The 14,983-nt window shown below is 56.1% G+C and carries 11 protein-coding genes and 4 tRNA genes; all 15 read left to right on the forward strand.

Features of this window, described 5'->3' with window-relative positions; all coding sequences use genetic code 11:
* The first annotated feature begins 203 nt into the window (after nucleotides 1-203).
* Complete coding sequence (birA, locus tag KW840_RS27780) at nucleotides 204-1,163, forward strand: bifunctional biotin--[acetyl-CoA-carboxylase] ligase/biotin operon repressor BirA (protein WP_057713096.1); 960 nt, start codon at nucleotides 204-206, stop codon at nucleotides 1,161-1,163.
* On the forward strand, nucleotides 1,153-1,902 hold the full coding sequence (locus KW840_RS27785; RefSeq protein ID WP_218498434.1) for a pantothenate kinase: 750 nt from the start codon (nucleotides 1,153-1,155) through the stop codon (nucleotides 1,900-1,902). The genes birA and KW840_RS27785 overlap by 11 nt, the downstream gene beginning before the upstream one ends.
* A gap of 7 nt (nucleotides 1,903-1,909) precedes the next feature.
* Nucleotides 1,910-2,350 (forward strand): hypothetical protein, encoded by a 441-nt coding sequence (locus KW840_RS27790; protein ID WP_218498435.1) that lies wholly within the window; start codon nucleotides 1,910-1,912, stop codon nucleotides 2,348-2,350.
* Nucleotides 2,351-2,493: 143 nt separating this feature from the next.
* Nucleotides 2,494-2,578, forward strand: a tRNA-Tyr gene (locus tag KW840_RS27795).
* A gap of 24 nt (nucleotides 2,579-2,602) precedes the next feature.
* Nucleotides 2,603-2,676, forward strand: a tRNA-Gly gene (locus KW840_RS27800).
* Nucleotides 2,677-2,702: 26 nt separating this feature from the next.
* Nucleotides 2,703-2,778 (forward strand) — tRNA-Thr (locus KW840_RS27805).
* A gap of 174 nt (nucleotides 2,779-2,952) precedes the next feature.
* Nucleotides 2,953-3,028 (forward strand) — tRNA-Trp (locus KW840_RS27810).
* A 45-nt stretch (nucleotides 3,029-3,073) separates the two neighbouring features.
* Entirely contained in the window at nucleotides 3,074-3,442 is a 369-nt protein-coding gene (gene secE / locus KW840_RS27815) for a preprotein translocase subunit SecE (RefSeq protein WP_007984402.1), read from the forward strand.
* 9 nt (nucleotides 3,443-3,451) lie between these two features.
* Complete coding sequence (nusG, locus tag KW840_RS27820) at nucleotides 3,452-3,985, forward strand: transcription termination/antitermination protein NusG (RefSeq protein WP_007984405.1); 534 nt, start codon at nucleotides 3,452-3,454, stop codon at nucleotides 3,983-3,985.
* A gap of 117 nt (nucleotides 3,986-4,102) precedes the next feature.
* Nucleotides 4,103-4,534, forward strand: coding sequence for a 50S ribosomal protein L11 (gene rplK, locus KW840_RS27825; protein WP_007933726.1), 432 nt, complete (start codon nucleotides 4,103-4,105; stop codon nucleotides 4,532-4,534).
* Nucleotides 4,534-5,229 (forward strand): 50S ribosomal protein L1, encoded by a 696-nt coding sequence (rplA, locus tag KW840_RS27830; protein ID WP_003186095.1) that lies wholly within the window; start codon nucleotides 4,534-4,536, stop codon nucleotides 5,227-5,229. The genes rplK and rplA overlap by 1 nt, the downstream gene beginning before the upstream one ends.
* 198 nt (nucleotides 5,230-5,427) lie before the next feature.
* Entirely contained in the window at nucleotides 5,428-5,928 is a 501-nt protein-coding gene (gene rplJ, locus KW840_RS27835) for a 50S ribosomal protein L10 (RefSeq protein ID WP_007970413.1), read from the forward strand.
* Between the two features lie 75 nt (nucleotides 5,929-6,003).
* Nucleotides 6,004-6,369 (forward strand): 50S ribosomal protein L7/L12, encoded by a 366-nt coding sequence (gene rplL / locus KW840_RS27840; protein WP_007970414.1) that lies wholly within the window; start codon nucleotides 6,004-6,006, stop codon nucleotides 6,367-6,369.
* A 220-nt stretch (nucleotides 6,370-6,589) separates the two neighbouring features.
* Entirely contained in the window at nucleotides 6,590-10,663 is a 4,074-nt protein-coding gene (gene rpoB, locus KW840_RS27845) for a DNA-directed RNA polymerase subunit beta (RefSeq protein WP_007984407.1), read from the forward strand.
* A gap of 64 nt (nucleotides 10,664-10,727) precedes the next feature.
* Entirely contained in the window at nucleotides 10,728-14,927 is a 4,200-nt protein-coding gene (gene rpoC, locus KW840_RS27850; protein ID WP_008053876.1) for a DNA-directed RNA polymerase subunit beta', read from the forward strand.
* The last annotated feature ends 56 nt before the right edge of the window (nucleotides 14,928-14,983 follow it).

A 14,983-nucleotide genomic window follows, 5' to 3' on the forward strand; every position in this document is an offset into this window, starting at 1 on the left:
AGTGAAACGATGCATCGCCGATGGTAGTGTGGGGTTTCCCCATGTGAGAGTAGGTCATCGTCAAGATTAAATTCCGAAACCCCTATCTGCGTATGCAGGTAGGGGTTTTGTTTTTGTCCGCGGGAAAGTCACGGCTACTGGATTTCTATGCAATCGCTCGGTGCGTGGCTATCATGCGGGCCTCATTGTGAGGCGAGACCTGCATGCTGACGTTGTTAAAGCTTCTTAAAGATGGCCGATTCCATTCGGGTCAAGCATTGGGTGCTGCCCTGGGCGTCAGCCGTAGTGCTGTGTGGAAGCAGCTTCAGCATTTGGAAGCTGAGCTGGGTTTGTCTATTCATAAGGTTCGTGGACGCGGCTATCAATTGTCCGCGCCATTGGCGCTGCTCGATCCTGCCGAGATAAGCGCTCAGGCGCTTTCTTGCAACTGGCCCGTCCGGGTTTACGATTCAATCGACTCCACTAATGCCGAGGCGCTGCGCGCTATTGAGCGTGGGCAAGCGGCGCCGTTTGTGGTGCTTTCGGAGCGGCAGACAGCCGGGCGTGGGCGACGTGGTCGCAAGTGGGTTAGTCCATTCGCAGAAAACGTCTATTACAGCCTGGTGCTACGCATTGATGGTGGGATGCGTCAGTTGGAGGGCTTGAGTCTCGTCGTTGGGCTCGCTGTCTTGCAGACGTTGCGTGAACTCGGTATTGCAGCCGCTGGATTGAAATGGCCTAACGATGTCCTTGTAGGTCAGAAAAAAATCGCGGGGATACTGCTCGAGTTGGTTGGTGATCCTGCAGATGTGTGTCACGTGGTCCTGGGAGTGGGAATCAATGTGAACATGCAGTCCGCTGACGAAGTGGACCAGCAATGGACATCCCTGCGGCTCGAGTCAGGCAAATTGTTTGATCGCAACCAATTGGTCGCGGTGTTGGGGGAGATGCTGCAGCGATACCTGGCTCGTCACCAGGCGGGTGGTTTTTTGGCCATCCAGTCGGAGTGGGAGCAAAATCATCTGTGGCAGGGGCGAAGCGTGTCGTTGATTGCCGGTGTCAATCAAATTGATGGTGAGGTACTTGGTATCGATGGCCAAGGCGCCTTGCGCCTGAAGGTGGATGGTGTGGAGAAAGTCTTCAGTGGTGGTGAGTTGAGCCTGAGGTTGCGTGATGATTCTTGAGCTCGATTGTGGGAATAGTTTCATCAAGTGGCGTGTGCTTGCCGTTGATGCCGGGCAGGTGCTTGGTGAGGGAGTCGTCGATTCCAATCTCGCATTGCTGGAGGGGTTGGGGGGGCTCAAAGGGCTTACCCTCACGTTTTGCCGGCTGGTGAGCGTCAGGACCGCGGAGGAAACCGCTGCGCTTACGTCTTTGCTCAGGGATACCTTTGATGTGCCGGTTGTGTGCGCAACGCCAGCGCGCGAAATGTCAGGTGTGCGCAATGGTTATGAGGAGTTTGAGCGGCTGGGGCTGGATCGGTGGCTTGCAATGCTCGGAGGCTTTCATCTGGCTTCGGGTGCGTGCCTGGTGCTCGACTTCGGTACGGCGGTGACTGCTGACTTTATTGCGGCGGATGGAGAGCACCTGGGTGGTTTCATCTGTCCGGGGATGCCGTTGATGCGAAACCAATTGCGCACCCACACTCGCAAAATTCGTTATGGGGATCTGGCGGCCGAGCAGGCTCTGGAAAGTCTTGTCCCGGGGCGCGCGACTGTCGAGGCTGTAGAGCGTGGCTGTCTGTTGATGTTGCGCGGCTTCGTAATGACTCAGCTCGAGTTGGCGCGCAGCTATTGGGGTGAGGACTTTGTCGTATTCCTCACCGGGGGGGATGCGAGCCTGGTTACTGAGGCCGTGCCTCAGGCCAGGGTTGTTCCGGACTTGGTGTTTGTCGGATTGGCCATGGCCTGTCCCTTGTCCTGAGGTTTTTATGCGTTGGTTGTTTCTGCTGCTGCTTGTCCTCAATGGCTTCTACTACATATGGCATCAACAAGAGGCTCCTCTGCGCGCGAAGGATGTCACGCCTTTGAGTCTGTATCGCGGGTCTCAACAGGATATCCGCTTGCTGAGCGAAGCAAGTGATGTATCCAAAGACAAGGGTAAAGCTGTCTCGACAGACAATGGCTGCCTTTATCTGGGCGGCTATACGCGCCAGGAGGCCGCGCAGGCGGTTGAGCGTCGTTTGAGCGGGATGGAGGTCAAGTATCAGTCCCTGCCGAAAGCTGCGACCGAAGGGGCAGGGTATTGGGTGCGTATCGCGCCGGAAAGCCGGCGTTGGCTGGACGATTTGCAGCTGATAAACCTTTCTAAAGAATTCAATGAGTTAAAACATAAAATAATGCCGTGCGAGGGGGTTGCACCCATCGAATAGTTTGCATAGAATGGCGCCCGCTCCACAGCGAACACCGGAAACGGTTAACGGTGTGAAGCGAGGTCAACGCAGCTAAGCTCAGGTTTTTAATGAGAAAAATGCTTGACAGAAGGCTGGCATGATGTAGAATGCCGGCTCGCTTAGGAGGGGTTCCCGAGCGGCCAAAGGGATCAGACTGTAAATCTGACGTCTACGACTTCGAAGGTTCGAATCCTTCCCCCTCCACCATTTTTAGCGAGAGCTGTAAGCCTCGCGGGTATAGTTTAGTGGTAGAACCTCAGCCTTCCAAGCTGATGATGCGGGTTCGATTCCCGCTACCCGCTCCAAGTTTACAGATTTTGCACAGTGTTACGCTCTTGTAGCTCAGTTGGTAGAGCACACCCTTGGTAAGGGTGAGGTCAGCGGTTCAAATCCGCTCAAGAGCTCCATATAACAAGGCAGATATGAAAATATCTGCCTTTGTTTTAGGTGGTAGTGGTTGCGCCTGATTGTGTTTCTGAAGGTTGCCGGTGTCGAGAATGCCGGTGTTGCAATCAGGATTGCCTGGTAAGTGTTGTAAAGTCTTTTTCGGGTCGGCATAATGGTCGGCCTGATTTTGTTTTAGGTCAGTAGCTCAATTGGCAGAGCGACGGTCTCCAAAACCGTAGGTTGGGGGTTCGATTCCCTCCTGACCTGCCAGATTCACTCGGTGTGTCTGGCTTTCTTTTCACAGGATCTTCATAGATGACTCCTAAAGCTGAAGCTCAAGGCTCTCGTTTCGATCTCCTCAAGTGGCTTGTAGTAGTCGCTCTGGTGGTTGTTGGCGTTGTTGGCAATCAGTACTTTTCTGCTTCGCCGATCCTGTACCGCGTACTCGCATTGCTTGCTATTGCTGCTGTAGCTGCCTTTGTAGGCCTGCAGACGGTCAAGGGCAAGTCTTTCTTTGTGCTGGTTAAGGAAGCGCGCACCGAAATTCGTAAAGTCGTTTGGCCAACTCGCCAAGAAACCACGCAGACCACGTTGATCGTTGTGGCTGTTGTCCTGGTTATGGCGTTGCTGTTGTGGGGGCTTGATTCCCTGCTCGGCTGGCTTGTTTCCTTGATCGTCGGCTAAGGGTGTCCCGTGGCTAAGCGTTGGTATGTTGTGCATGCTTACTCCGGTTACGAGAAGCATGTAATGCGCTCGCTGATCGAGCGCGTAAAGCTGGCCGGTATGGAAGATGGCTTCGGCGAGATTCTGGTTCCCACTGAAGAAGTGGTTGAAATGCGCAATGGCCAGAAGCGCAAAAGCGAACGCAAATTCTTCCCTGGCTATGTGCTGGTGCAGATGGATATGAACGAGGGTACTTGGCACTTGGTCAAGGATACTCCTCGGGTGATGGGTTTCATCGGCGGTACTGCTGATAAGCCTGCGCCAATCACCGATAAAGAAGCAGAAGCCATTCTGCGTCGCGTTGCCGATGGTAGCGACAAGCCGAAGCCGAAGACGTTGTTCGAGCCGGGTGAGTCGGTGCGCGTCAACGACGGTCCGTTTGCGGACTTTACCGGTGTTGTTGAAGAAGTTAACTACGAAAAGAGCCGGATTCAGGTCGCAGTGCTCATTTTCGGTCGCTCTACTCCGGTGGAGCTCGAGTTCAGCCAGGTCGAAAAGGTCTAGTTGAACAAAAATCCCAACCCCGCAGCCGTAGGCTGTGGGGTTTTGTCGTCACTGGGATAAACGCGCAAGTAACCGGGGAGCCTCTCGAGGCGTTCGAACCCGTAATTGGAGTGCCTCATGGCCAAGAAGATTACCGCTTACATCAAGCTGCAAGTGAAGGCCGCTCAGGCTAACCCAAGCCCACCTGTTGGTCCTGCTCTGGGTCAGCACGGCGTGAACATCATGGAATTCTGCAAGGCTTTCAACGCCCGTACTCAGGGTCTTGAGCCAGGTCTGCCGACTCCAGTGATCATCACTGTCTACAGCGACCGTAGCTTCACTTTCGAAACCAAATCCACCCCTGCTTCGGTTCTGCTGAAGAAGGCGGCCGGTCTGACCAGCGGTTCCGCTCGTCCGAACACCGTTAAGGTTGGCACCGTGACCCGTGCTCAGCTGGAAGAAATCGCGAAAACCAAAAACGCGGATCTGACTGCAGCTGATATGGAAGCAGCCGTGCGTACCATCGCCGGTTCTGCTCGTAGCATGGGCCTTAACGTGGAGGGTGTGTAATGGCTAAGCTGACCAAGCGTCAAAAGGCTATCGCCGGCAAAATCGAAGCAGGCAAGGCCTACAACTTTGTAGACGCTGCTGCCCTGCTGGCCGAGCTGTCGACTGTCAAGTTCAGCGAGTCGTTCGACGTAGCTGTAAACCTGGGTGTTGACCCGCGTAAATCCGACCAGGTCGTTCGTAGCGCTACTGTGCTGCCACACGGCACTGGCAAGACCGTTCGCGTTGCTGTGTTCACCCAGGGTCCAGCTGCTGAAGCCGCTCTGGCTGCCGGCGCTGACCGCGTAGGCATGGACGACCTGGCTGCCGAAATGAAAGGCGGCGACCTGAACTATGACGTAGTGATCGCATCCCCGGATGCAATGCGCGTTGTAGGTCAGTTGGGGCAGATCCTCGGTCCACGTGGCCTGATGCCTAACCCTAAAGTCGGCACCGTAACCCCAGACGTAGCTACCGCGGTTAAAAACGCCAAGGCTGGTCAGGTTCGTTATCGCACCGACAAAAACGGCATCATCCACACTTCCGTTGGCAAGATTGGCTTCGACGCCGTCAAGCTGAAGGAAAACGTTGAAGCCCTGATCGCTGATCTGAAGCGTATCAAGCCAGCTTCCTCGAAAGGCATTTACGTCAAGCGCGTTACCCTGAGCACCACTATGGGCCCAGGTCTGGTCATCGACCAAAGCTCGCTCGACGCGTAAGACACAGATTGGTGCAAGCGATTGCGCCAATTGAAAAATTGGGGTCCCTGCCTGGCGGGGGCTATCCAAGACCGTAGGCGACGCAAGTCTTAAACCACAAGCCTACGCAGATGGTGCTCCCGGTTCCTTACCGAATCAGACACCAAAACGACATCCGGTTTCGACCAGATGAAACGGTAACAAGCAGGAGTTAAACCCGTGGCAATTAAACTCGAAGACAAGAAGGCCATCGTCGCTGAAGTCAACGAGGCTGCCAAAGTCGCTCTGTCCGCTGTCGTGGCTGATGCCCGTGGCGTAACAGTAGGCGCGATGACCGGACTCCGTAAAGAGGCTCGTGAAGCTGGCGTTTACGTACGTGTTGTACGTAACACCCTGCTCAAGCGCGCTGTTGCTGACACTGAATTCAGTGTCCTCAACGACGTGTTCACTGGCCCTACCCTGATTGCGTTCTCCAAAGAACATCCAGGCGCTGCTGCCCGGATCTTCAAGGAATTTGCAAAGGGTCAGGACAAGTTCGAGATCAAGGCAGCTGCGTTCGAGGGCAAGTTCCTCGCAGCTAACCAAATCGACGTACTGGCAACTCTGCCGACCCGTGACGAAGCAATTTCTCAGCTGATGAGCGTGATTCAAGGCGCTACCAGCAAGTTGGCTCGTACTCTGGCGGCAATTCGCGACCAGAAAGAAGCTGCTGCGGCCTAAGGCTCGTCAACTTCTCGCGTTTTTTGTTTTTTTCGATGGTCGCGTAGGCCGTCCCCAATATCAGGAATTAGATTCATGTCTATCTCTCAGAACGATATCCTTGAAGCAGTTGGCAACATGTCCGTAATGGAAGTTGTTGAGCTGATCAAAGCTTTCGAAGAAAAATTCGGCGTTACCGCTGCTGCTGCATCGGCTGGTCCAGCTGTTGCTGCTGCCGTTGCTGAAGAGCAAACCGAATTCAACGTCATGCTGACCGAAGCTGGCGAGAAGAAAGTTAACGTGATCAAGGCTGTACGTGAACTGACCGGTCTGGGCTTGAAAGAAGCCAAGGCTGTAGTTGACGGCGCACCTGCCATGGTTCTGGAAGCTGTTGCCAAAGACGCAGCTGACAAAGCCAAAGCAGCTCTGGAAGAAGCAGGCGCTAAAGTCGAGCTGAAGTAAGCATCGACTTTGCTCCTCCAGCCCGAGCGTTAAGCGACAGGCTGATGGCTGGTGGCTCTTGCCACCGGCCTTTTTCCGTTATTGGCAGCCGACTGGGTCGGTGCTGATAACGTGCTGTAACCACCCGATGCGGTGGCGCAAACCATGGGGTTTGCACGATTTTCTGGCTGCTCCCGTCGGGAGGGGCCAAACAAGCAGGTGACCAAGCTGGGGAACGCTGATGGCTTACTCATATACTGAGAAAAAACGTATCCGCAAGGACTTTAGCAAGTTGCCGGACGTCATGGATGTGCCGTACCTCCTGGCCATCCAGCTGGATTCGTATCGTGAATTCTTGCAAGCGGGAGCGACTAAAGATCAGTTCCGCGACGTGGGCCTGCATGCGGCCTTCAAATCCGTTTTCCCGATCATCAGCTACTCCGGCAATGCTGCGCTGGAGTACGTCGGTTATCGCCTGGGCGAACCGGCATTTGATGTCAAAGAATGCGTATTGCGCGGTGTAACTTACGCCGTACCTTTGCGGGTAAAAGTGCGCCTGATCATTTTCGACAAAGAGTCGTCGAACAAAGCGATCAAGGACATCAAAGAGCAAGAAGTCTACATGGGTGAAATCCCCCTGATGACTGAGAACGGTACCTTCGTAATCAACGGTACCGAGCGTGTAATCGTTTCCCAGCTGCACCGTTCCCCGGGCGTGTTCTTCGACCACGACCGTGGCAAGACGCACAGCTCCGGTAAACTGCTGTACTCCGCGCGCATCATCCCTTACCGCGGTTCGTGGCTGGACTTCGAGTTCGACCCGAAAGACTGCGTATTCGTGCGTATCGACCGTCGTCGCAAGCTGCCTGCCTCGGTACTGCTGCGCGCGCTGGGCTATACCACTGAAGAAGTGCTGGACGCGTTCTATACCACCAACGTATTCCACGTGAAGGGCGAGACCCTGAGCCTGGAGCTGGTGCCTCAGCGCCTGCGCGGTGAAATCGCTGTCCTCGATATTCAGGATGACAAAGGCAAGGTTATTGTCGAGCAGGGTCGTCGTATCACCGCTCGCCACATCAACCAGCTGGAAAAAGCCGGGATCAAAGAGCTGGATGTGCCTCTGGACTACGTCCTGGGTCGTACAACCGCCAAGGTCATCGTGCACCCGGCAACCGGCGAAATCCTGGCAGAGTGCAACACCGAGCTGAACACCGAGATCCTGGCCAAAATCGCCAAGGCTCAGGTTGTTCGCATCGAAACTCTGTACACCAACGATATCGACTGCGGTCCGTTCGTCTCCGACACCCTGAAGATCGACTCCACCAGCAACCAACTGGAAGCGCTGGTCGAGATCTATCGCATGATGCGTCCTGGCGAGCCGCCAACCAAGGACGCTGCCGAGACCCTGTTCAACAACCTGTTCTTCAGCCCTGAGCGCTATGACCTGTCTGCGGTCGGCCGGATGAAGTTCAACCGTCGTATCGGTCGTACCGAGATCGAAGGTTCGGGCGTGCTGTGCAAGGAAGACATCGTCGCGGTACTGAAGACCCTGGTCGACATCCGTAACGGTAAAGGCATCGTCGATGACATCGACCACCTGGGTAACCGTCGTGTTCGCTGCGTAGGCGAAATGGCCGAGAACCAGTTCCGCGTTGGCCTGGTACGTGTTGAGCGTGCGGTCAAAGAGCGTCTGTCGATGGCTGAAAGCGAAGGCCTGATGCCGCAAGACCTGATCAACGCCAAGCCAGTGGCTGCGGCGGTGAAGGAGTTCTTCGGTTCCAGCCAGCTGTCCCAGTTCATGGACCAGAACAACCCGCTGTCCGAGATCACCCACAAGCGTCGTGTTTCTGCACTCGGCCCTGGCGGTCTGACTCGTGAGCGTGCCGGCTTTGAAGTGCGTGACGTACACCCGACTCACTACGGTCGTGTATGCCCGATTGAAACGCCGGAAGGTCCGAACATCGGTCTGATCAACTCCCTGGCCGCTTATGCGCGCACCAACCAGTACGGCTTCCTCGAGAGCCCGTACCGTGTGGTGAAAGACGCTCTGGTCACCGACGAGATCGTGTTCCTGTCCGCCATCGAAGAAGCCGATCACGTGATCGCTCAGGCCTCGGCCACGATGAACGACAAGAAAGTCCTGATCGATGAGCTGGTAGCTGTTCGTCACTTGAACGAATTCACCGTCAAGGCGCCGGAAGACGTCACCTTGATGGACGTATCGCCGAAGCAGGTAGTTTCGGTTGCTGCGTCGCTGATTCCGTTCCTCGAGCACGACGACGCCAACCGTGCGTTGATGGGTTCGAACATGCAGCGTCAAGCTGTACCAACCCTGCGCGCTGACAAGCCGCTGGTAGGTACCGGCATGGAGCGTAACGTAGCCCGTGACTCCGGCGTTTGCGTCGTGGCTCGTCGTGGCGGCGTGATCGACTCCGTCGACGCCAGCCGTATCGTGGTTCGTGTTGCCGATGACGAAGTTGAAACCGGTGAAGCCGGTGTCGACATCTACAACCTGACCAAGTACACCCGCTCCAACCAGAACACCTGCATCAACCAGCGTCCGCTGGTGCGTAAGGGTGATCGGGTTCAGCGTAGCGACATCATGGCCGACGGCCCGTCCACCGACATGGGTGAACTGGCACTGGGTCAGAACATGCGCATCGCGTTCATGGCATGGAACGGCTTCAACTTCGAAGACTCCATCTGCCTGTCCGAGCGTGTTGTTCAGGAAGACCGTTTCACCACGATCCACATCCAGGAACTGACCTGTGTGGCCCGTGACACCAAGCTTGGTCCAGAGGAAATCACTGCCGACATCCCGAACGTGGGTGAAGCGGCTCTGAACAAGCTGGACGAAGCCGGTATCGTTTACGTAGGTGCTGAAGTTGGCGCAGGCGACATCCTGGTCGGTAAGGTCACTCCGAAAGGCGAGACCCAGCTGACTCCGGAAGAAAAACTGCTGCGTGCGATCTTCGGTGAAAAAGCCAGCGACGTTAAAGACACTTCCCTGCGTGTACCTACCGGTACCAAAGGTACTGTCATCGACGTACAGGTCTTCACCCGCGACGGCGTTGAGCGTGATGCTCGTGCCCTGTCGATCGAGAAGTCCCAGCTGGACGAGATCCGCAAGGACCTGAACGAAGAGTTCCGCATCGTTGAAGGTGCTACTTTCGAACGTCTGCGCTCCGCTCTGGTCGGCCACAAAGCCGAAGGCGGCGCCGGTCTGAAGAAAGGCCAGGACATCACCGACGAAGTTCTCGACGGTCTTGAGCACGGCCAGTGGTTCAAACTGCGCATGGCTGAAGATGCTCTGAACGAGCAGCTCGAGAAGGCCCAGGCCTACATCGTTGATCGTCGCCGTCTGCTGGACGACAAGTTCGAAGACAAGAAGCGCAAACTGCAGCAGGGCGATGACCTGGCTCCAGGCGTGCTGAAAATCGTCAAGGTTTACCTGGCAATCCGTCGTCGCATCCAGCCGGGCGACAAGATGGCCGGTCGTCACGGTAACAAGGGTGTGGTCTCCGTGATCATGCCGGTTGAAGACATGCCGCACGATGCCAATGGCACCCCGGTCGACGTCGTCCTCAACCCGTTGGGCGTACCTTCGCGTATGAACGTCGGTCAGATCCTTGAAACCCACCTGGGCCTCGCGGCCAAAGGTCTGGGCGAGAAGATCAACCGCATGGTTGAAGAGCAGCGCAAGGTCGCCGAGCTTCGCAAGTTCCTGCACGAGATCTATAACGAGATCGGCGGTCGTCAGGAAAGCCTTGATGACTTCTCGGACCAGGAAATCCTGGATCTGGCTCAAAACCTGCGTGGCGGCGTTCCAATGGCCACTCCAGTGTTCGACGGTGCCAAGGAAAGCGAAATCAAGGCCATGCTGAAACTGGCGGACCTGCCAGAAAGCGGCCAGATGCAGCTGACCGACGGCCGTACCGGCAACAAGTTCGAGCGCCCGGTTACCGTTGGCTACATGTACATGCTGAAGCTGAACCACTTGGTAGACGACAAGATGCACGCTCGTTCTACCGGTTCGTACAGCCTGGTTACCCAGCAGCCGCTGGGTGGTAAGGCGCAGTTCGGTGGTCAGCGTTTCGGGGAGATGGAGGTCTGGGCACTGGAAGCATACGGTGCCGCTTACACTCTGCAAGAAATGCTCACAGTGAAGTCGGACGATGTGAACGGCCGTACCAAGATGTACAAGAACATCGTGGATGGCGATCACCGTATGGAGCCGGGCATGCCCGAGTCCTTCAACGTGTTGATCAAGGAAATTCGTTCCCTCGGCATCGATATCGATCTGGAAACCGAATAACACGTGACGCGAATCGAGAGCGGGGCAGGATTGCCCGCTCTCTGCTCCGCCAGGAGGAAAGGCCTTGAAAGACCTACTGAATTTGCTGAAAAACCAGGGTCAAGTCGAAGAGTTCGACGCCATCCGTATCGGATTGGCATCGCCTGAGATGATCCGTTCGTGGTCGTTCGGTGAAGTTAAAAAGCCGGAAACCATCAACTACCGTACGTTCAAACCTGAGCGTGACGGCCTGTTCTGCGCCAAGATCTTTGGCCCGGTAAAGGATTACGAGTGCCTGTGCGGTAAGTACAAGCGCTTGAAGCACCGTGGTGTGATCTGCGAGAAGTGCGGCGTTGAAGTCGCGCTGGCAAAAGTTCGTCGTGAGCGCATGGCGCACATCGAACTGGCCTCGCCAGTTGCCCACATCTGGTTCCTGAAATCGCTGCCGTCCCGTATCGGCTTGCTGATGGACATGACCCTGCGTGATATCGAACGCGTTCTCTACTTCGAGAGCTATGTCGTTATCGATCCAGGCATGACCACCCTTGAAAAAGGTCAGCTGCTGAACGACGAGCAGTACTTCGAAGCGCTGGAAGAGTTCGGTGACGATTTCGATGCCCGCATGGGTGCCGAAGCTGTCCGCGAACTGCTGCACGCTATCGACCTGGAGCACGAGATTGGCCGTCTGCGTGAAGAGATTCCGCAAACCAACTCCGAAACCAAGATCAAGAAGCTGTCCAAGCGTCTGAAGTTGATGGAAGCCTTCCAGGGTTCCGGCAACCTGCCAGAGTGGATGGTGCTGACCGTTCTGCCGGTTCTGCCGCCAGATCTGCGTCCACTGGTCCCGCTGGATGGCGGTCGCTTCGCGACTTCCGACCTCAACGATCTGTATCGTCGAGTGATCAACCGTAACAACCGTTTGAAGCGCCTGCTGGATCTGTCCGCTCCGGACATCATCGTGCGCAACGAAAAGCGTATGTTGCAGGAAGCCGTCGACGCACTGCTCGACAACGGTCGTCGTGGCCGCGCTATCACCGGTTCCAACAAGCGTCCTCTGAAATCCCTGGCTGACATGATCAAGGGTAAGCAGGGTCGTTTCCGTCAGAACTTGCTCGGTAAGCGTGTTGACTACTCCGGTCGTTCGGTAATTACCGTAGGTCCGACCCTGCGTCTGCACCAGTGCGGTCTGCCGAAAAAAATGGCTCTCGAGCTGTTCAAGCCGTTCATTTTCGGCAAGCTTGAAATGCGTGGTCTCGCTACCACCATCAAGGCTGCCAAGAAGATGGTCGAGCGCGAACTGCCAGAGGTTTGGGACGTTCTCGCTGAAGTGATTCGCGAACACCCGGTTCTTCTCAACCGTGCACCGACCCTTCACCGTCTGGGTATCCAGGCGTTTGAACCGGTACTGATCGAAGGTAAGGCTATCCAGCTGCACCCTCTGGTCTGCGCCGCGTACAACGCCGACTTCGACGGCGACCAAATGGCCGTGCACGTACCGCTGACGCTGGAAGCCCAGCTCGAAGCGCGTGCGTTGATGATGTCGACCAACAACATTCTGTCGCCAGCCAACGGTGAGCCAATCATCGTTCCGTCGCAGGACGTTGTATTGGGTCTGTACTACATGACTCGTGAAGCGATCAACGCCAAGGGCGAAGGTCGTGTGTTCGCGGATCTGCAGGAAGTTGACCGTGTGTTCCGTGCCGGCGAAGCTGCACTGCACGCCAAGGTCAAGGTGCGGATCAACGAAACCGTCAACGACCGTGATGGCGGCAGCGTGACCAACACCCGTATCGTCGACACCACTGTCGGCCGTGCGCTGTTGTTCCAGGTTGTGCCAAAAGGTCTGTCGTACGACGTCGTCAACCTGCCGATGAAGAAAAAGGCGATCTCCAAGCTGATCAACCAGTGCTACCGCGTGGTTGGTCTGAAAGAGACCGTGATCTTCGCTGACCAGTTGATGTACACCGGTTTTGCCTATTCGACCATTTCCGGCGTTTCCATCGGTGTTAACGACTTCGTTATCCCGGATGAAAAAGCCCGCATCATCGGTGCAGCCACCGACGAAGTGAAAGAGATCGAAAGTCAGTACGCCTCCGGCCTGGTAACCCAGGGCGAGAAGTACAACAAAGTGATCGACCTTTGGTCCAAGGCGAACGACGAAGTTTCCAAGGCGATGATGGCCAACCTCTCGAAAGAGAAAGTCATCGACCGTCATGGCGTCGAAGTCGACCAAGAGTCTTTCAACTCGATGTACATGATGGCCGACTCGGGTGCGCGGGGTTCCGCAGCACAGATTCGTCAGCTGGCCGGTATGCGTGGTCTGATGGCCAAGCCGGACGGTTCCATCATTGAAACGCCGATTACCGCGAACTTCCGTGAAGGTTTGAGCGTACTCCAGTACTTCATCTCCACTCACGGTGCTCGTAAAGGTCTGGCGGATACCGCGTTGAAAACGGCGAACTCGGGTTATCTGACTCGTCGTCTGGTAGACGTGGCGCAGGATCTGGTTGTAACCGAGATCGATTGCGGCACCGAACACGGTCTGCTGATGACTCCGCACATTGAAGGCGGTGACGTTGTAGAGCCGCTGGGTGAGCGCGTATTGGGTCGAGTTATCGCCCGTGACGTATTCAAGCCAGGTACCGAGGACGTCATCGTTCCTGCCGGCACCCTGGTAGACGAGAAGTGGGTCGAGTTCATCGAGCTGAACAGCATCGACGAAGTGATCGTGCGTTCGCCGATCAGCTGCGAAACCCGTTTCGGTATTTGCGCCAAGTGCTACGGTCGCGATCTGGCTCGTGGTCACCAGGTGAACATCGGTGAAGCGGTCGGCGTTATCGCCGCCCAGTCCATCGGTGAGCCGGGTACCCAGCTGACGATGCGTACGTTCCACATCGGTGGTGCGGCAAGCCGGACCTCCGCAGCCGACAGCGTTCAGGTGAAGAATGGCGGTACCGTCCGTCTGCACAACCTGAAGCATGTTGAGCGAGTGGATGGTCACCTGGTTGCCGTGTCCCGTTCCGGTGAGCTGGCCATCGCTGATGACTTCGGTCGTGAGCGTGAGCGTTACAAGCTGCCGTACGGTGCCGTGATTTCGGTTAAAGAAGGTGACAAGGTCGAAGCTGGCGCCATCGTGGCCAAGTGGGATCCGCACACTCACCCGATCGTTACCGAAATGAAAGGTACCGTGACCTACGTGGGCATGGAAGAAGGCATCACGATCAAGCGTCAGACCGACGAATTGACCGGTATGACCAACATTGAAGTACTCGACGCCAAAGATCGTCCAGCTGCCGGTAAAGACATCCGTCCTGCCGTGAAGATGGTCGACGACAACGGCAAGGATCTGTTGCTGCCAGGCACTGACGTTATCGCTCAGTACTTCCTGCCAGCCAACGCCCTGGTCGGTGTAGCGGATGGTGCGAAGATCGCGATCGGTGATGTTATCGCTCGTATCCCGCAAGAGACTTCGAAAACTCGAGACATCACCGGTGGTCTGCCGCGTGTTGCCGACTTGTTCGAAGCCCGTCGTCCGAAAGAAGCGTCGATTCTGGCTGAAGTCAGCGGCACCATCGCGTTCGGTAAAGAGACCAAGGGCAAGCGCCGTCTGGTTATCACCCCGAACGACGGTAGCGATCCGTACGAAGAGCTGATTCCGAAGTGGCGTCACCTGAACGTGTTCGAAGGCGAACAGGTAAACCGCGGCGAAGTTATCTCCGATGGTCCGAGCGATCCACACGACATCCTGCGTCTGCTGGGTGTGAGTGCGCTGGCCAAGTACATCGTCAACGAGATCCAGGACGTTTACCGTCTGCAAGGCGTGAAGATCAACGACAAGCACATCGAGACCATCCTGCGTCAGATGCTGCGTAAAGTTGAGATCGCTGAATCCGGCGATTCCAGTTTCATCAAGGGCGACCAGATGGAATTGACTCACGTACTGGTAGAGAACGAGCGTCTGAGCGGCGAAGACAAGTTTGTCTCCAAGTTCACTCGTGTTCTGCTGGGTATCACCAAGGCGTCGTTGTCCACCGAATCGTTCATCTCGGCGGCTTCCTTCCAGGAAACCACTCGCGTACTGACCGAAGCGGCGGTAACCGGCAAGCGCGATTACCTGCGCGGCCTGAAAGAAAACGTGGTCGTGGGTCGTCTGATCCCGGCCGGTACCGGCCTGGCTTATCACAGCGAGCGTAAGCGCCGCCGTGATGCAGACAAGCCGTTGCGCGTCAGCGCCAGTGAAGTGGAAGCTGCACTGACCGAAGCGCTGAACTCGAGCGGTAACTGAGTTCTGCGGTAAATGAGTGTGAGGCCCTGGTCACTCCGTTCATCGAATCGAGACAA

Source organism: Pseudomonas sp. PDM30, from assembly GCF_019218985.1.
Taxonomy (GTDB): Bacteria; Pseudomonadota; Gammaproteobacteria; order Pseudomonadales; family Pseudomonadaceae; genus Aquipseudomonas; species Aquipseudomonas jessenii.

What these genes read in the sequence shown, in the direction of transcription:
- birA (WP_057713096.1), top strand. Translation starts at nt 204, where the DNA reads ATGCTGACGTTGTTAAAGCTTCTTAAAGATGGCCGATTCCATTCGGGT.
- KW840_RS27785 (WP_218498434.1), top strand. Translation starts at nt 1,153, where the DNA reads ATGATTCTTGAGCTCGATTGTGGGAATAGTTTCATCAAGTGGCGTGTG.
- KW840_RS27790 (WP_218498435.1), top strand. Translation starts at nt 1,910, where the DNA reads ATGCGTTGGTTGTTTCTGCTGCTGCTTGTCCTCAATGGCTTCTACTAC.
- secE (WP_007984402.1), top strand. Translation starts at nt 3,074, where the DNA reads ATGACTCCTAAAGCTGAAGCTCAAGGCTCTCGTTTCGATCTCCTCAAG.
- rplK (WP_007933726.1), top strand. Translation starts at nt 4,103, where the DNA reads ATGGCCAAGAAGATTACCGCTTACATCAAGCTGCAAGTGAAGGCCGCT.
- rplA (WP_003186095.1), top strand. Translation starts at nt 4,534, where the DNA reads ATGGCTAAGCTGACCAAGCGTCAAAAGGCTATCGCCGGCAAAATCGAA.
- rplL (WP_007970414.1), top strand. Translation starts at nt 6,004, where the DNA reads ATGTCTATCTCTCAGAACGATATCCTTGAAGCAGTTGGCAACATGTCC.
- rpoB (WP_007984407.1), top strand. Translation starts at nt 6,590, where the DNA reads ATGGCTTACTCATATACTGAGAAAAAACGTATCCGCAAGGACTTTAGC.